We start from the raw sequence: 17,563 nt of genomic DNA, 5'->3' as shown, positions 1-17,563 counted from the left end.
CTATCTTTAAACAAGGAGTAATGATGAAAGAGGTGTTGTAATGAGTCAAAGTAAAATCGGTGCCGTTTTGATAGTTGGCGCAGGAATCGCCGGTATCCAGTCTGCACTTGATTTAGCAGAGTCGGGATACTTAGTTCATTTGGTAGAAGAGTCGTCAGCTATTGGCGGAACTATGCCTATGTTGGATAAGACCTTCCCTACTAACGATTGCTCTATGTGTATTCTGTCCCCTAAATTAGTGGAATGCGGACGCCATCTTAATATTCGCATCTATACTAATTCTCAGGTCGTCAAGACAGAAGGTGAAGCAGGAAATTTCAAGGTAACAATCAAACAGAAAGCACGATACATTGATACCGAAAAATGTACAGGTTGTGGGTCGTGTGCTTCAGTATGTCCTGTAAAAGTCGATGATGAATTTAATCAGGGTATTGGAAAACGCAAGGCAGTTTTCAAACAGTATTCTCAAGCATTCCCTAATGCCTTTGCAATCGATGACAAGAATTGTTTGTTCCAAAAACATGGTACCATTAAAGGCAAGGACGTATGTAAAAAATGCGTTGAAGCCTGCCAAGCTGGAGCAATCGACCATGCCATGCAAGACAAAGAGATTGATGTTGAAGTTGGCTCAATGATTCTCAACCCTGGTTTCAAGGTCTTTGATGCTTCTAGGTTAGTATATTACGGTTATGGCAAGATCAAAAGTGTTGTTACCAGCCTTGAATTTGAGCGTCTTTTAAGTGCCTCGGGACCTTTTGATGGACATTTAGTCAGACCTTTTGACCAAAAAGAACCCCAGAAAATTGCCTGGATTCAATGTGTTGGTTCCAGAAACGCCAAAATCAATAATAATTATTGTTCTGGTGTTTGCTGCATGTACGCTATTAAAGAAGCGGTCATTGCCAAAGAACACAGCCATATTCCGGTAGATACTACAATCTTCTATATGGACATGAGAACCCATGGCAAAGACTTTGAAAAGTATTATGACAGCGCTAAGAATCAACATGGCGTAAAATTCATTCGTTCCCGTATTTACGAAGTAAATGAGGCGGAAGATGGTTCAGGTGATTCTGTTATCCGCTATTCTACCGAAGATGGCCAAATATTAAGTGAACAATATGATTTGGTAGTTCTGTCTGTAGGATTAGAAGCAGGAGACAGTTCCAAAGAATTATCCAAAATTTTAGACTTGAAAGTTAACAAATATGGTTTTGCTGAGCTCGAACCGCTAACTGGTGTGAATACTTCTAAAGAAGGTATTTTCGCAGCAGGTGTTTTTAGCGGGCCAAGAGACATCCCGGAAACAGTTATGCAAGCCAGCGCAGCTGCTAGTGCGGTTGCCTCCTTATTATCTGAAGAACGTGGAACCCTGGTCAGCGAAAAACAATATCCTCCAGAACTGGATGTTGCAGGAGATGTTATTCGCACCGGAGTATTTATTTGCCACTGCGGTGTCAATATCGGCAGTATTGTTGATGTACCGGCTGTTGTCGAATATGCCAAGACTCTGCCTACCGTCGTAATGGCTACTGAAAAAATCTATGCCTGTTCGCAGGATGCTCAGGCCTCGATGAAAGCTCTGATTGAAGAATACAAATTGAACAGAGTCGTCGTGTCTTCCTGTAGTCCACGAACCCATGAGCCTTTATTCCAGGAGACATTGAAAGAAGCTGGCCTGAACGCTCACTTATTTGACATGGCCAATATTCGTGACCAATGTTCCTGGGTTCATATGAATGAGCCCGAAAAAGCAACCGAAAAAGCCAAGGACCTCACGAGATTAGCTGTTGTCCGTGCTTCTATGCAACAGCCCGTTCAACCTGTATTTATGCCGATGAACCACGACGCGCTGGTAGTCGGAGGCGGGATCGCAGGAATGACGAGTGCCTTATCTCTGGCCGGTCAAGGATATCAGGTTCATTTAGTAGAAAAAGATCAGACTTTAGGCGGCGTAGCCCGGAGATTCTCCAAAGGATTCAGAGGAGAAGATATGAAGGCGTTTGTTGCTGATCTGATTGAAAAGGTCAACCAAGATCCCAAAATCAAAATCTATGTGGGTACTCAAATTAAAGATGTCGCAGGCTTCTTAGGCAGCTTTACGACGACTTTAGATAATGGCGAACAAATAGCCCATGGCGTCGCTGTTATTACAATTGGTGGTCAAGAATATCAGCCTAAGGAATATTTATACGGCCAAGACCCCCGTATAATGACCCAACTCCAATTAGACGAAGCTTTAGTCAACAACGATTCTAGAGTGGAAAAAGCTCAGAATTATGTCTTCGTTCAATGCGTGGGTTCACGTTGTGAAGAAAATCCTTATTGCAGCCGTACCTGCTGTACCAAATCCGTCAAGCTAGCTCTCAAAGTTAAAACTCAAAATCCTGCGGCCAAAGTATTCATTTTATATCGCGACATGCGTACCTATGGTTACTTTGAAGAGGACTATGAACTAGCCAGAAGAAGTGGCATAATCTTTGTACGCTTTAGTGAAAATGAAAAGCCTGTCGTTGCCAAAGAAGGCGAAACCCTGGTAGTGACCGTCAAAGATCACGTCTTAGGTTGCCCGATCGAGATTGAAGCAGATGTTATTTGCCTGGCTGCCGCCATTGTAGCTCCGGCAGACGGAGCTAAGCTTTCCCAATGGTTCAAAGTTCCCTTAAATAAGGAAGGCTTCTTCTTAGAAGCGCATATGAAATTAAGACCTGTTGATTTCAGTACTGATGGGGTATTTATGGCAGGTCTAGCTCATAGTCCTAAAAATACGGAAGAAGTAATAGCTCAGGCCAAAGCTGCTGCTGGACGAGCCGGTGTAGCCTTGTCTAAGGAAATGGTAGAATCTGCAGGATTAAATGCGTTCGTTGATAAACGCAAATGTACTGCTTGCGGTACTTGCGAAGCTGTATGTTCGGCTAAAGCCGTATCCGTCGATATGGTTAACCGTGTTGCGGTAGTTAATGACGCTCTGTGTAAAGGCTGTGGGGCATGCGCTTCAAGTTGCCGTTGCGGTGCCATCAATCTTAGAGGTTGTACTAATCAGCAAATAGCTGCGATGTTAAACACCTTCTAAATTGAAAGTGCCTCAATAATGATGGGAAGGTAGATGATTATGGGAGAAACTAAACCGTACGAACCTAAAATCGCTGCTTTTTTGTGTAACTGGTGTAGTTATGCAGGAGCGGATCTCGCTGGCGTAGGCAGATTTCAATATCCAGCAACGATACGAACGATTCGAGTTCCATGTTCTGGAAGAATTAACCCTCTCTATATCTTAAAAGCTATGGCTAATGGGGCTGACGGAGTATTAGTCTCTGGTTGCCACCCTGGGGATTGCCATTACATGAGCGGGAATTATGTGGCACGCAGGAAATTTGCGCTTATCGATTCTCTTTTAAAACATGTAGGTTTGGAAGAAGGTCGGGTTAATTTTTCATGGGTATCAGCAGCAGAAGGTGTTCGATTTGCTGAAGTAGTTAAAGGGGTTACTGAACGCGTTGCAGCGCTAGGACCTAATACCGGTGTATTTAAAGTAGACGGGGGGGGAACGGATGAATAGCATAATTGATGATATCCGAGAAACGGCACGTCAATTACTCGCTGAAGGTAAAGTGGACGTTGTAATAGGCTATGAAAAAGGTTCCTTGCCTTTAAAATCAACGCCTTGCTTTGTGCGTTCTCCTCAAGATGTCGATAAATTAATCTGGGATGAAACTTGTGAGAACAATCTGGCAACCTATGCAGCTCAGACTGCAGGAAAAAAAGCGATCATCGCTAAAGGATGCGATAGCCGGGCTTTAATGGTGCTATTGCAGGAAAATCAGTTAGTACGAGATGATTTATATATCATTGGCGTTTCCTGCCCAGGTGTCATAGATAAAAATAAAATTGAGGCTGAAACTGGTGAAATCATCGAAGCCACCATTACCAATGGAAAAGTATCCGTTAAAGGCATCGCTTGTGACAAAGAGTATAACTTTGCTGACGTAAAAGATGCTACTTGTCAGACCTGTCGTTATCCAAATCCGGTTATTCTGGATCTTAAAATTGGAGGATCGGTTGAAGTTCCTCAATCAGACTTTTCGGATGTCATTGCTCTGGAAAACAAGTCTGATGCCGAGCGTAAAGCTTACTTTAAAGAGCAAATGAGTAAATGTATCCGTTGTTATGCCTGCCGCAATGCCTGTCCTATGTGTTATTGTCAGGAATGTTTTGTGGATTGCAATGCTCCCAAGTGGCTTACAGGTGGAGTTGATACTGCGGAAAATCTACTTTTCCAAACTGGACGTGCGCTTCACTTAGCCGGTCGTTGTGTTGAGTGTGGTGCGTGTAGCCGAGCCTGTCCACAAGGCGTCGATATTCGAGCTTTGAGTCGGAAGGTTAATAAAGATGTTAAAGAAATGTATAACCATGAATCCGGCATCAGCGAAGATATCAAACCAGCTCTCAATGTATACAGCTCAGATGATCCAGAAACGTTCTTGGTAAAGGAGTGAGGTGAAGAAATGAAGATAAGTAAAGAGAAATTTGGCCAATCATTTGATGCTTTAACTGCTGAATACCAAGTCATTGCTCCAGTGAGTGAAGCAGGTGCGGTGAACTTCAAAGCAGCAAAGAGCTTCTCAGAAGTCAAGCAAGATTATCTGAATTCCAAACTTCCTCCTAAATCCCTCCTGTTCCCTCAACATGAAAAGCTCTTGTCTTATGTCAAAGATGGCAAGGATATCACTGTTAAGAACGAGCTGAAGGTTGGGAAAACTGTTTTATTTGGAATCAGACCCTGTGACGCTAAAGCGATGCTTCTTTTAGATAAAGTATTCAAAAACGATCAATATCGCGACCCTTATTATTTTGATCGTCGTGACAACTCGGTTATTATAGGGCTTGCTTGTAATAAAATTGCTCCAACCTGTTTTTGCTCCTCGATGGGCATTTCTCCTGCCTGCAGTGAAGGCTCCGATCTTTTATTAATTGATCTGGGAGATTCCTACAATGTTGAAGTAATCACTGAAAAAGGGAAAGAGTTATTAGCCAGTTTGGGAGAACTTGCCGAACTATCCGCCCAGGAACAAGCACTCGTTGACACTGTTAAAAGTGCTCAAACTACGAGTAAAGTTGATGTTTCAACGATTACAGCTAAACTTGATAAAATGTTTGACAATTCCTATTGGGACACTCTCCATGAAAAGTGCTTAGGCTGCAATGCGTGTTCTTTCTCTTGCCCTACCTGCCATTGCTTCGATATTTCTGAGGAAGTGATCAAGAATGAAGGTAGCAGAGTGAGAACGTGGGATGCTTGCATGGCGCCTCTCTTTACTTTGCATGGTTCCGGTCATAACCCTAGGGATAAGAAAAAATCGCGTTGGCGTCAACGGATGATGCACAAGTTTAACTATTTTGTCCATAACAATGGCGATATCGCGTGTGTAGGCTGCGGTCGCTGCATTAAAGGTTGCCCAGTTAATATGGATATCAGGCAAGCCATTGATGGGGTTAACAAAGCAGAAGTGGTGGTGGACTAATGGAACAGAATCCTTATCTCCCTATTACAATGAAACTCATCAAAAACATGTGTGAAACTGAAGATAAATTGATCAATACCTTTACACTGCAGTTTCAAAATAAACAAGATGAAGAAAACTTCAAATATATGCCTGGTCAGTTTGCTGAACTCAGTGCTTATGGTCACGGAGAAGCTCCTTTTGGAATTGCAACATCTCCAACTGAGCCTGGAATTATTAAGTTCTCTGTTGCTAAAGTGGGATGTGTGTCTAATGCCTTACACCTTATGGAAGAAGGAACTATGGTTGGGGTAAGAGGACCTATGGGGAACTTTTATCCGATGGAAGAGTTTAAAGGTAAAAACCTTGTCATTATCGGGGGAGGTTTTGCTTTTACTACTCTGCGCTCGATGGCAGTCTATATGCTCGATGAAAAACATCGCGCTGACTATGGTGACATTACCGTTATTTACGGTGCCAGAAATCCTGGATTGTTGCTTTACAAAGAAGAACTAGCTGAATGGGAAACGAATCCCAATATTAATCTGGTAACCACGATCGACAGACCTGCAGAAGGTTGGACTAAACACGTAGGCTTTATTCCTACCATCACAGAGCAAGTGGCTCCTTCATCTGTGAACACTTATGCTGTTGTGTGCGGACCCCCGGCCATGATTAAATATACTCTGCCAGTTTTAGAAAAACTAGGATTTCCTCCAGAGCGGATCTACACTTCTTTAGAAATGCGGATGAAGTGCGGCTTGGGAATCTGTGGTCGCTGTAATATCGGGCCGAAATATGTATGCAAAGATGGACCCGTCTTTTCTATGGCTCAATTGAAAGAACTACCGAGTGAATATTAATTTAAAGGCCGGAGGTGATAGTAAGAATGGCTGAAACCATAAGAGTTAAAAGTTTAGATCCAACTTTACGTGATGAAGTAGCAGGCATGTTAAATGGCTACGACTTTGCCAATTGCCTTACTTGTGGTATGTGTACTGCAGGGTGTGTCTATAGTGATCTCCACGAAAATCAGGACCCCCGTAAGTTCATTCGCAAAGTAGCCCTGGGTATGCGGGAAGAAGCGGAAAAAGATCCTTTCATCTGGAATTGTACCATGTGTGAACGTTGTACTGTGGAATGCCCAATGGGTGTAAATATTGCAGCCCTCACAAGGTCATTCCGCGGCAAAGATGATGCACCTGGCCATTTGCAGATTATTGCCGATGACCATATCCGCACAGGTAACCAGATGGGTGTCGATCAGATTGACTACATTGAGACTCTGGAATGGATTGAGGAATTATTACAGGAAGATCTGAAAGATCCTACTTACAAAATTCCTTTAGACGTGCCAAATGCCGATTTTATGTTTACTTTCAATGCTCGCGAGATTAAACATTACCCAAGTGATCTGCAAACGATTTTAAATATTTTCCATGCAGCTAAAGCAAACTTTACAATCAGTACCAAGCGCTGGGATGCTACAAATATTTGTTTGTTCACTGGGAAAGAGGATGAGTTCTGTGAGATTTCACGTCCACTCTTTGAAGAAGCCGAGCGGTTGAATTGTAAAGAAATCATCGTCACAGAATGTGGCCATGCTTTCCGCTCGACAAGAGTATTTGGGCGTAAATATTGGGAAAACAAGATACCTGTCCGACACATTGTTGAATTGTATGCGGATTGGATCAGAGATGGCGTAATAAAACTAGATAAGACCAGAAATACCGTCCCTGTGACCATGCATGATCCCTGTAATACGGTTCGTAAAGAAGGCGTCTATGAAGCGCAGCGCTACGTAATCGAAAACGCTGTTATGGATTATCGCGAAATGAATCCCAACCGAATGTATAACATTTGTTGTGGAGCTGGTGGGGGAGCTTTAGCTGTAGCTGCAACTAAAGGAATGCGGATGGTCAAAGCAAAACCTAAAGTTGATCAATTAGTGGCTACTGGTGCCAAATATGGATGCATACCATGCCATAACTGCATGGACCAGTTTGTAGACATGAATAAGCACTACAAACTAGGTATGAAAATGATGCATCTCAGTGCCTTAGTGGAAGTTGCTATGGGGTTGGTTGATGAGGCAGATATAGGTACTCATTAATTTCTCCTCTTTACCAGAAAAATTTACTTTGGGTTAACAAAAGAGAATTAGTTTTAAGTTTTCTCTAAATTAGGAAGCCCCTACGGCGAAAATCGCATCGTACGGGGCTTTTTCTTTTTTATTAAACCTTGAGTCAATAAACATGGCTGCTTAGTGTTTTCGCTATATCATATAATAATCATGGTCATATTGACTTGTTATAGACACAATGTTAATCTTCATTAGTAAGGATATAATAATGTGATATATAAACTCTCAGAATTTTAACCTATGTCCTTTCTAGCATAAAATATTGCCTCAAAAATCCAACAAACGTCATTAAGCTTAACGCTGAGAGGGTTGAGATCAGAAAATGAAGATGAAGTTAAAGCAAGACACAGGAGAAAGAGCTTATCCAATTTGGCTTTTAGTAAATCCAAAACACCCAACTGTTCGTCACAACATTTGGTCACCTATATTAGATGAGATACAGGATAGAGTATATAGAGAAATACAAACCAGAATAGATACCACTAATATTTTTATGCGGAACGCGGTTAGCGATTGCCGACTCGTTCCTAATACATTAAATTGGTGGGGATCAGAAGTAGCTCGGGAAATAGCAGAATTTAAGGAAATAGTATTAGAACATAAACCCAAGCTTCTAATTTCCTTTGGTGCATTTCCGTTTGAATTTGTGAGGCGTGTTTTCGAGATTAAACCTGAAAAAGGTCCTAAATATTGGGGTAATTCTAGGTTAAGCGATGAATTTGAACGATCCATTGAGAACTTTGATATCAACAAGATCAATCAAATTCCCTTACTTCGCCGAGTAATTGCGAGTGATAGTTATATAGAGGCTCAGAATTGTTTTGGGCGGAAAGACGGCGGGAATTACTATGCTAATGTTGGAGCAAAGATTGCCGAGAAGATTATTGAAAACAAGGATAGTCTTAATATATGGATTTAATAACCATGGTTCCAATAATACATAATACATAGCCAGAAACGATTTACTTTCGGGCCAATTTCTAATTTAATGATAGTTATGAGTTAAACCAAACAAATAAAGATTGGATGGGGAAAATGATGGCTTCTGAAACAAAACTACCTCCAGTGTTAGAAATTATACGCGGTAATATAGTTAAACACGGCAATCCGCTTGCTATGAAAGGTTCAGAGGTGGCTGCCTGGGCTCATGCTCTAAAATTACCTGAACATGGTGACTTGTTATTTTACACAGGGGGTGAATATCAACTTCTTCCTTTTATTGATTCGTTAGTGAGTACGATGACCCATATGGATCAAGGAAGTAAAGTATTTTCCTTGATGATGGGTGCAAGAAATATTATTAATAAAACTGGTATCAATGCCGAGAAGATTTATGCTTCTGTTCTGGCTAAAGACCGAGAACGATTTAATTCCATTTCTTATAAAGCAGCGATAATTCTGCAAAAGTTAGGTTATGACCTTTGTTACGCTGGCAAGAAAGAACTTTACAGTGGGGCATTGCTTTCTGAACTAGGCTTTTGTGAAGATATGGAATCTTATGCCCTAAGAGTAGCAGAGGTATTAAAACAGAGTAGGGCGAAGACTATTGTTTGTCTATCTCCTCATGCTGCAGAAGTATTTAAATTTGTGTATCCTAAACTAGTCAAGGACTTCCCCTATGAAATTCGGACGTTCGTGGATTTAGTATGGGAAAAAAGGCACAGACTTCCTGCCATCAAAACTGATAAAACTGTAGTAATCCATGACTCTTGTCGTTTGGCTCGTGAATTAGAGATCGATGAAGAGCTTAGAGATATTTTGCAAAGTGTCGGTGTCCCAGTGCGAGAGGCTATGTGCAATCGGCAATGGACAACTTGTTGTGGTGGTCCAAATAAACTTCTTTTCCCAGATGTCTCTCACACTGTAGCAACGCGCAGGGTAGAAGAGCTAGAGGAGACGGGAGCTGATCTAATCTTAACTTCATGTCCTTATTGCTTATCAGCTTTGCAGGGTGGACAAGGAAAAGATACTAAAACTGAAATAGAAGATTTGATCGAATTTTTATTTAGGGGGTTTGAAGCGTAATGGCCGATTTGCAGAAAGAATTCAATGACTATACAAAAAATCTTAATAAAGCGAGCAAAGACGAAAATATCAAGAAGGCCATTACTCGTGCGGTTAAATCTTATCGCGAGACGACTGCCGAAACTCTAAATCGCTTCCCTCACACTCCTGAAATGGCTGAAGAAGTACGGGGGATTAAGTCAAATTCTATAGCCCATAATTCCGAACTACTTAAACAAGCTATGGATTCCGTCGAACGAAATAAAGGAAAAGCCTTTTATGCTAAAGATAAACAAGAAGCGTTGGAAATGACAGCCAAAATTATTGGGACTGGCAAAACGATTGTTAAGGGAAAAAGTATGTTGGGGGAAGAACTTTCCTTAAGAGAATATCTAGAAGAAAAAGGCAATGAAGTCTGGGAGACCGACTTGGGGGAATTCATCTTACAACTTAATCACGAAAAACCAATGCACATTCTGTCGCCTTCCATTCATGTGCCTCGTGAGAAGGTGGCTGAACTATTTACTAAGTTCTTCAATAAAGAAGTACCCCCTGATATAGCCCAGGAAGTGGCAGTAGTAAGAGATTTCTTAAGAGAAAAGTATTTCACTGCTGATGTGGGTATAAGCGGTGCCAATGTAGTGGCTGCCGATACCGGGGCCATGGTTATTATCGAAAATGAGGGTAACGTCCGACTCTCGACCGGGGCACCACCAGTTCATATCGTTTTAGTTGGTATAGAAAAAATTGTGCCTACCTTTCAAGAAGCGATGAAAGTTACTGAGGTCACTTGGCGTTATGCTCAATATGGCGTACCTGGTTATGTTAATATTATCAGCGGACCAAGTAAAACTGGTGATATTGAAAAAGTCACAACGTATGGCGCTCATGGACCTAAAGAATTCTATGTAATTTTTGTTGACAACGGGCGTAGTGATATGGCCAAAGAAGAAGAATTTAGCGAGGCCCTGCATTGCCTGCGATGTGGGGGATGTATGTATGAATGCCCTGTCTTCCAAGTCACAGCCGGGCATTTTGGTCATGTTTATATGAGTGGTATTGGCGCGGTTTGGACTGCCTTCGTTGCCGGAGGGTTAGAAAAGGCAGCTCCACTAGTATTCACCTGTCTTCGCTGTGGACGGTGTGTCGAACGATGCCCGATGAAAATTAATGTTCCTTCTATGATACAAAAATTACGCGAAAGAGTCGTATGCGGGTAAAGAGGAACCTTAGTTAATAGTTAATAAGTGTCATTAAACAACTTAACCAGGGGATGTGTGAAAACTCAGTCTCCAAAATTTCAAGTGGTTACAACAATCAATAAGCGTCCTCATTTCACTATTAAAGTGGAGTGAGGACGCTTGTGTTTTGATGATATAGAAGCAAAAGTGGGGATGTGAAAAATATAGTAACAAGTTTTAGCACAGCCCTTTCTTAAGTTATACTATTTTGCATCTAAAGTATGGATGGGGATGAACGCCATGATATCAATTAAGTGGTAGCAGTGAACTTTGATCTTTATAAATGAGGAGCATAAAAAAGGATTATTTGGAAATGACGGAGAACAATTAAAATTGCTTGGTTTTATAGGCTTAATCCCTCATGCCTCTTTGGGGCCATAAGTTTTAGATACCTATTCTAATTGAATTTAGTCAGGAGGAAATCTCGTGGGGATTGAAATATTAGGTATCTCAGCAAGTCTCATACCTAATAGCAACACGGACCGATTGGTTTTACAAGTCCTGCAAACAAGTGGCTTAGATTATGAGTTTGTGAAACTCAGCCATTTAAACGTCGGACCATGCCGAGCTTGTAAAGCCTGCAAAGAAGATAATATTTGCAAAGCATCTGATAATTTTCCTGAACTCGCCATAAAATTACAAGCGGCAAAAGGATTAGTAATAGGGGGATATACACCCTCCGGAGTGCTCGATTCTTTTACTAAAACATTTTTAGAAAGGCTTCGATCGAGGCGACATTTAAACGGTTCAACTGAACAAAAATATGTCGTTACAATTATTTCAGGGTTGAGTAAGCAAACTAGAGAACTTGCACTTAAGGCAATAGGCAAAGAATTGTTAATGGAAAACATGCAGCCTGTAGCTCAATTAAATATTGAGGAAAATGTTCCTGACCTTACAATGGAAGATCAACCAGTATGGGAAATGGCTGGTCAATCAGGAAAATTGTTGGCTCAATTTATCACAGAGGAGATAGAATGTTGGCTGGATTACGAGTAAATATTACTGAGCTGTAAAGGAGAAAACTAAAAATGAAAAATGCTGTTGACTTAAAAAGCAAATTCGCCACGGGCGACTTTATTTACACCACAGAATTAGGTGCAATTGATGGTACGCTCCTGGAGGACAGGCTTACGCTGGCTCAAGACTATGAGGGATTAGATGCCATCAATGTTCACGATTGTCCCAATGCGAATTTGAGAATGAACTCGGTTATGGCGGCGAGTATTCTTAAACAACAATTGGGAATTGAGACTATTCCTCATTTCACCTGTAGGGACAGAAGCTTATTAGGGACACAAGCAGATTTGTTAGGCGCTCATGCTTTAGGGATTAGGAGTATTTTAGCAACTACCGGGGATGCTCCCAATCATGGACCCTATAAAGGGTCCAAAGGCGTTTATAATTATAATAGCTTTGAACTAATTAAACTGATTACTAATTTAAATTCTGGCAAAGATGCCAACGAAGTTGAAATCAAAGGATGCACCGACTTTACTATTGCAGCCACCGCAACCCCAGGGACAACGAACCTGACTGTAGAAATTGAACGAATGAAGAAAAAAATAGAAATGGGCGCTGATTTCTTTCAAACGCAGCCCATTTATGACGTGGCCAAGACGAGAGAGTTCTTAGCTGAAGCTAAAATGCTAGGTAAACCTATTCTTTTAGGAGTAATGCCTCTAATTAATTTAAAATTAGTCAAGTTTATTAATAATAAGATGGCGGGAGTCACGGTCCCGGATGAAATAATTAAGCAAATGGAAGAGGGAAAGAGTGGCTTAGAAATCGCTTTCGAGTTTGTTGCAGAATTCTCTAGAGACATTCAGGGCATTCATATCTACGGTATGGGGGATGTTCAAATGACCAATAAAATCATTGCATTTGCAAAGAACCTGCGCTAGTGATTAAACGCGAACTCCTCAATTATTTTGCCAGAGTTCTTGGGCAACCACAGGGAATAGATACTTCAGGCGGCTGCGCCTTTGTATTGCTCCTATGTTTCCTGACAGCCTCTTCGTCATATTCAACAGCTTCTCTTTCCACAAGGACGATGGCTCCGGTTGAACACTCTGGTAGACAGTCACCAAGACCGTCACAATAGCTTTCAGAGGCAAGACGAGCTTTTCCATCCACCAATTCTAAAGCCCCTTCATGACAGGCGCCGACACATAGGCCACAACCGTTACATTTTCCTTCATCTATCTTTATTATGTTTCGTTTCAAGATCATAACCCCTTTCCAACAATTTTATTTTCAGTTTAATTATAATACAACGTACGAATTAAACTAGTAGCCCTTTTGAAGTAATACATGGGCCCGCAACTGTTCAGGTGATGTTTGTTCTTAAGTACATGAGTACAATTTAGTGGAGTTCTTTGAGCGACCAAGTTAACTGTCAGCAAGTATCCCAGTGGAATATAATGCCATAGACCCATGGAAGGAGGGGTAAGAGATGGCATTGGGAGAAAGCAAGAGAGTGGAAGACATGAACTATTTTGAACTCCTGGCTTGGCTGGGCATTGGCAGTTCCCATCCGGGAGGTTTCCCCGCTACCAAACAAAATTTGGATGCTATTCAGATAAAGCCTGATGAATATGTTCTTGACGCCGGCTGTGGAAGCGGTCTTACAGCTTGTTACTTGGCTAAAACTATTGGCTGCCAAATCATGGGGCTAGATATCAGTTCTCAAATGATTGAAAAAGCAGGCCTGAGAGCTGAAAAAGAGGGAGTTTCTCATTTAGTTGAGTTTAAGGTAGCAGATGTTTGTGATTTACCTTTCCCCAGCAACCACTTTGATGTGGTCATGGCTGAGTCAATAACGGTGTTTTTAGATAAGGTTAAAGTTTACCAGGAGTTCTATCGAGTACTAAAACCTGAGGGCAGAGTTGCTGACCTAGAAATGGCTCTGCTCAGAGAATTGCCTGCTAATCTTAGAAGACAGTTGGAGGAGTGCTTCGGTCCCAGCACCAATCCCTTGCCTTTTGAAGAATGGCTCGATGCTATATCACAAGCTGGATTTCTGGATGTAGACATTAAGAATCCTCAACCATTGAGAACTAAAGGCAATTCGATCATGAACGAACTCAAAAAGGATTGGGTTTTAGTCAAAGACCTTACGGACAAAGTTAGAAAGCAGCCTGGCTTACTGGCTAGACTACAAAGAAATGCTGGTTTTATAAAGAAAAACCAAGGCTACTTTGGCTATGGTCTTATCTGTGGACGAAAACCAGTTCCCGAGAAATTGAGCTTTAAAGGTTGGCTACTGAAAGTATTATTCAGGAAGTAAGCATATCCAATCAAGATCAAAGACATTTGTGATGATCTTAAGATATAATTAACGAGCGTACTGTGGCAGGGTATAAAAATATTGTTGGGATTGAGAGAGGTTCGGCAATATAAACTAGAGAACATGAAAAGGGGTAAGAACATGGGGAAAGAACTATTAGAAGACATCATAAAAGCTGGCCAAGCTCTCAAAGGCATCATTAATAAGACGCCGCTCCAACGAAATGACATTCTCTCAGAAAAATACAATTGCAACCTATATCTAAAACGTGAAGATTTACAAGTTGTCCGTTCTTTTAAGATTCGGGGAGCTTACAACCTGATTCAAAGCATTCCCTCTAACCAACTAAGTAACGGTGTAGTCTGTGCCAGTGCCGGCAACCATGCTCAAGGAGTCGCCTATTCATGCCAAGCCTTGGGGATCTCAGGAAGAATATATATGCCTTCTACTACCCCAAAACAAAAGGTCTCCCAAGTTAAACGCTTTGGCAAAGAATTTGTTGAAGTCGTTCTGACTGGAGACACCTTTGACGATGCGTTTTATGAAGCTAAGACGCATTGTGAAGCAGAAAATAAATATTTCATTCATCCTTTTAATGATCTTCTTGTTATCGCAGGACAGGGTACGATTGCCATTGAAATCCTTAACGATTTAGAAGATCCGGTAGATTACGTTTTTGGAGCCATAGGAGGGGGTGGCATGATGTCGGGAGTTGGCACATACATCAAACGCCTGAGCCCCTCCACCAAAATTATTGGAGTAGAACCCCAAGGGGCCTGTTCTATGAAGCAGTCCCTTGATCGTAATGAAGTGGTAACTTTAGACAAAATTGATAAGTTTGTTGATGGAGCTGCCGTAAAGCGTGTTGGCGACCTAACCTTTGATATTTGTCAGGAGGTCTTAGATGATATCTTAGTCGTTAGTGAAGGAAAAGTCTGCACAACGATTTTAGAGATGTACAATGATAATGCGATTGTCGTAGAACCCGCGGGTGCTCTTCCGATCGCGGCTTTAGACGGCTATAGAGATCAAATCAAGGGTAAAACAATTGTTTGTATTATTAGCGGCGGAAATAATGATATTGAAAGGACTCCCGAGATTAAAGAACGTTCACTCCTTGATCAAGGACTCAAACATTATTTCATCATTAATTTCCCCCAGCGTCCTGGTGCACTTAAGGAATTTGTGGTCGATGTCTTGGGACCTAACGACGATATCACGCGGTTTGAGTACACGCAAGTTAACAATAAAGAGAACGGTCCGACCTTGGTAGGGATTGAGCTCACCGTGAAAGAGGATTACCAAACCCTCATTGAGAAAATGGATAAAAAAGGGATACAATATACCGTGATTAATGATAATCAAGAATTGTTTAATCTTCTGATCTAAGTCCTTAATTCTCATTGAACTTCAGAGAAATCACTGATGGCTTGGTGAATAGGAGGATACCAAGAATGTTTTAGACAGTTAAACAATATACTAGTGATAACTATACGTCGAATTAGGGGGAGACTATGTCTTGGGACATAAAAAAACGTAATTGGTCAGGCACCATCGTTACGGTTTCAACGGCAATCTTTGCTTTAGTCTCGATAATATCTGTCTATATCTCTGTCACCAGCTGGCAGACTCAACGTGAAGCAGCTCGCCCATATTTCACAATCAAAGAATCTCCTTCTATTCATCAAGCAAATGAACTTTGTTTCGAATTCGAATTCAAATTCAATAATGTAGGTACTCATCCGGCAACAAACCTTTCCAGTAAAACCATTGTCTTTAACGAAAACTTGTTAGAAGAACCTATTCTTATTGATGAATATACCGTGGTTAACGATATTCCCAGAGATACCACCACAAGTCTGCTCCTTAGCATAGAGAGCGCTGACTTCTTACAAGCCGATATCGCTCCACAGTTTCTCATCATTTATCTGAGTTATGCTGACCCAATCACTCACAAACTTTATAACCAAACCATTTATACCAAATGGTCCGGTGTTATTGCCCAAAAGCCTCAACCACTTATCCATGTTGAACTAAGCGAAAAGCAAAGCATTCTGAACTATTTAAAATTTCATCACCTTTTGAAGTCGCCAAAAAGTTGAGTCAGAATAGTTCTTAACAACTATTTTGACTCAACTGACTAGACAACCTTTATGAAGTTTTGAAGAATAGGAAACCTTAGCTAAAAAGAAATAGACTTTTGGCCACGATACTCGGCCAAAGAGTCTATTTCTTTTTATATTTACATTATAACCTTGTCTTTAATTTTATAATTCGTAAGCTACTTCGCCGTGTATGGCAGTGTCCAGTCCCAAACCCGCTTCTGGGGTGATGGTCGCCAATCCGGCAACTGCACCAGTCAGAACTCCGACCATGGTTGGTTTCTTTTCATGGATCCAGGAAATCTTTAATCTATTTGCTTTAATTAGCAATTCAATCCTTATGTTTTCTTTATGCTTTTCGGATATATATTTAGACTATTTTTATGGGATTTCAGGCTATAATAAGTCAGCATGAGGTTTATGTTTAAATTCGAGGGGGAACTTCAATATTTCCCAAAGGGTTAGTAGATCTTGAAAGCTACTTGTATCAAAAGGAGATGAATTGGTGTCAAAAGGAGTTAATATGATAATTTCATCTGCGAAAATCTTATTAGAAAAGAGATTATTGTAATGAAACTGTTGGAAAAGCTAATTTGCTCCTTATTCGGTTTGGATCTTACTTCAGAAACAGAACGTCAAGAGTGGGCTTTAGCCATTTTAGGTTTTAGTTTTCTTCATGAAATGGATTTTGAGGTATGTGATGAGTTGGAGAATATTGAAACTGCCGGAGAAACGAAAAGGCTTAAATAATCCAAAGATTCCGGTTTAGGGGGAAGAATAAATGTCTGATATGATTTTAGGTGGAATTGTGGCGCTTGGCTTATTAATCTATCTTTGTTTCTCACTGATGAACGCGGAGGAATTGTAATGAAAGGCATAGATCTTTTACAATTTGCAGTATATTTAATACTCCTAATCGGTTTAGCTATACCATTGGGCGGATATATGGCCAAAGTATACCAAGGTGAAAAGACATTTTTAGATAGACTTTTCAGTCCTATAGAAAAGGCCGTCTTCCGTGTATGTGCAATTGACCCTCAAGCAGAAATGAGTTGGTGGCAATATGCTGTATCTCTTTTAGCATTTAACTTTCTAGGATTTGTGGCTTTATTTATTCTTCAGCTTCTACAAGGTCACTTGCCTTTTAATCCACAGGGATTCAGTGTGTGCCTTGGGATTTGGCGTTTAATACAGCAGCTAGTTTTATCACCAATACCAATTGGCAAGCCTATGCGGGTGAATCGACGATGAGTTACTTTACCCAGATGACCGGGATGACGGTA

Annotated in this window: 17 protein-coding genes and 2 pseudogenes; 17 read left to right on the top strand and 2 right to left on the bottom strand. The window is 41.0% G+C overall.

All coding sequences use genetic code 11. From position 1 onward, the window contains the following. Positions 1-40: 40 nt before the first annotated feature. The 11 genes from DSBG_RS08540 (at position 41) to DSBG_RS08490 (ending at position 12,793) form a co-directional block, all read left to right on the top strand. Complete coding sequence (locus DSBG_RS08540; protein ID WP_068963725.1) at positions 41-3,073, top strand: FAD-dependent oxidoreductase; 3,033 nt, start codon at positions 41-43, stop codon at positions 3,071-3,073. Positions 3,074-3,112: 39 nt separating this feature from the next. Beyond that, a complete protein-coding gene (locus DSBG_RS08535) occupies positions 3,113-3,559 on the top strand; it encodes a hydrogenase iron-sulfur subunit (RefSeq protein ID WP_040413510.1) in 447 nt (148 codons plus the stop codon). Beyond that, positions 3,552-4,496, top strand: coding sequence for a 4Fe-4S dicluster domain-containing protein (locus DSBG_RS08530; RefSeq protein ID WP_068963724.1), 945 nt, complete (start codon positions 3,552-3,554; stop codon positions 4,494-4,496). Before DSBG_RS08535 ends, DSBG_RS08530 begins: the two co-directional genes overlap by 8 nt. A 9-nt stretch (positions 4,497-4,505) precedes the next feature. Next, positions 4,506-5,522, top strand: a complete 1,017-nt coding sequence (locus tag DSBG_RS08525; protein ID WP_068963723.1) for a 4Fe-4S dicluster domain-containing protein — start codon at positions 4,506-4,508, stop codon at positions 5,520-5,522. After that, complete coding sequence (locus tag DSBG_RS08520; protein WP_068963722.1) at positions 5,522-6,364, top strand: FAD/NAD(P)-binding protein; 843 nt, start codon at positions 5,522-5,524, stop codon at positions 6,362-6,364. The genes DSBG_RS08525 and DSBG_RS08520 overlap by 1 nt, the downstream gene beginning before the upstream one ends. Before the next feature lie 26 nt (positions 6,365-6,390). Continuing rightward, positions 6,391-7,614: a (Fe-S)-binding protein gene (locus DSBG_RS08515; protein ID WP_009624583.1), complete on the top strand. Its 1,224-nt coding sequence runs from the start codon at positions 6,391-6,393 to the stop codon at positions 7,612-7,614. A gap of 358 nt (positions 7,615-7,972) precedes the next feature. Further along, positions 7,973-8,563, top strand: coding sequence for a hypothetical protein (locus DSBG_RS08510; RefSeq protein WP_068963773.1), 591 nt, complete (start codon positions 7,973-7,975; stop codon positions 8,561-8,563). Between the two features lie 107 nt (positions 8,564-8,670). Further along, positions 8,671-9,669 (top strand): (Fe-S)-binding protein, encoded by a 999-nt coding sequence (locus DSBG_RS08505; protein ID WP_083236784.1) that lies wholly within the window; start codon positions 8,671-8,673, stop codon positions 9,667-9,669. Beyond that, a complete protein-coding gene (locus DSBG_RS08500) occupies positions 9,669-10,868 on the top strand; it encodes an LUD domain-containing protein (protein ID WP_068963720.1) in 1,200 nt (399 codons plus the stop codon). The genes DSBG_RS08505 and DSBG_RS08500 overlap by 1 nt, the downstream gene beginning before the upstream one ends. 447 nt (positions 10,869-11,315) lie before the next feature. Next, complete coding sequence (locus DSBG_RS08495) at positions 11,316-11,888, top strand: flavodoxin family protein (RefSeq protein ID WP_068963719.1); 573 nt, start codon at positions 11,316-11,318, stop codon at positions 11,886-11,888. Between the two features lie 32 nt (positions 11,889-11,920). Next, complete coding sequence (locus DSBG_RS08490; protein WP_068963718.1) at positions 11,921-12,793, top strand: methylenetetrahydrofolate reductase; 873 nt, start codon at positions 11,921-11,923, stop codon at positions 12,791-12,793. A gap of 25 nt (positions 12,794-12,818) precedes the next feature. Here the strand turns inward: DSBG_RS08490 and DSBG_RS08485 are convergent. After that, a pseudogene (locus DSBG_RS08485) lies at positions 12,819-13,115 on the bottom strand (ATP-binding protein); the annotation flags it as partial. Positions 13,116-13,344: 229 nt separating this feature from the next. Here DSBG_RS08485 and DSBG_RS08480 point away from each other — a divergent pair. The 3 genes from DSBG_RS08480 to DSBG_RS08470 all read left to right on the top strand — a co-directional run bounded on the left by DSBG_RS08480 (position 13,345) and on the right by DSBG_RS08470 (position 16,280). After that, positions 13,345-14,178, top strand: a complete 834-nt coding sequence (locus tag DSBG_RS08480; RefSeq protein WP_083236783.1) for a class I SAM-dependent methyltransferase — start codon at positions 13,345-13,347, stop codon at positions 14,176-14,178. A gap of 141 nt (positions 14,179-14,319) precedes the next feature. Further along, on the top strand, positions 14,320-15,567 hold the full coding sequence (gene ilvA / locus DSBG_RS08475) for a threonine ammonia-lyase (RefSeq protein ID WP_068963716.1): 1,248 nt from the start codon (positions 14,320-14,322) through the stop codon (positions 15,565-15,567). A 125-nt stretch (positions 15,568-15,692) separates the two neighbouring features. Then, positions 15,693-16,280 carry a DUF8453 domain-containing protein gene (locus tag DSBG_RS08470; RefSeq protein WP_068963715.1) on the top strand — a complete coding sequence of 196 codons (588 nt, stop codon included), beginning with the start codon at positions 15,693-15,695 and terminating at the stop codon, positions 16,278-16,280. 165 nt (positions 16,281-16,445) lie between these two features. On the opposite strand, the gene DSBG_RS23660 is transcribed toward DSBG_RS08470, so the two are convergent. Further along, entirely contained in the window at positions 16,446-16,610 is a 165-nt protein-coding gene (locus tag DSBG_RS23660; RefSeq protein ID WP_242877490.1) for a hypothetical protein, read from the bottom strand. Between the two features lie 240 nt (positions 16,611-16,850). Between DSBG_RS23660 and DSBG_RS08465 the strand changes: the two genes are divergently transcribed. From DSBG_RS08465 to DSBG_RS24300, 3 genes and pseudogenes are all read left to right on the top strand, one after another. Continuing rightward, positions 16,851-17,030 carry a hypothetical protein gene (locus DSBG_RS08465; protein ID WP_068963714.1) on the top strand — a complete coding sequence of 60 codons (180 nt, stop codon included), beginning with the start codon at positions 16,851-16,853 and terminating at the stop codon, positions 17,028-17,030. Positions 17,031-17,061: 31 nt separating this feature from the next. Further along, positions 17,062-17,148 carry a K(+)-transporting ATPase subunit F gene (gene kdpF / locus DSBG_RS24305; protein ID WP_068963713.1) on the top strand — a complete coding sequence of 29 codons (87 nt, stop codon included), beginning with the start codon at positions 17,062-17,064 and terminating at the stop codon, positions 17,146-17,148. Next, a pseudogene (locus DSBG_RS24300) lies at positions 17,148-17,563 on the top strand (potassium-transporting ATPase subunit KdpA); the annotation flags it as partial. The gene kdpF and the pseudogene DSBG_RS24300, both read left to right, overlap by 1 nt.

The sequence above is a fragment of the Desulfosporosinus cupriresistens genome, from assembly GCF_001707885.1.
Classification (GTDB): Bacteria; Bacillota; Desulfitobacteriia; order Desulfitobacteriales; family Desulfitobacteriaceae; genus Desulfosporosinus.
Note: the sequence above shows the minus strand (reverse complement) of the source record. Positions and strands in the feature narration are given on the sequence as shown.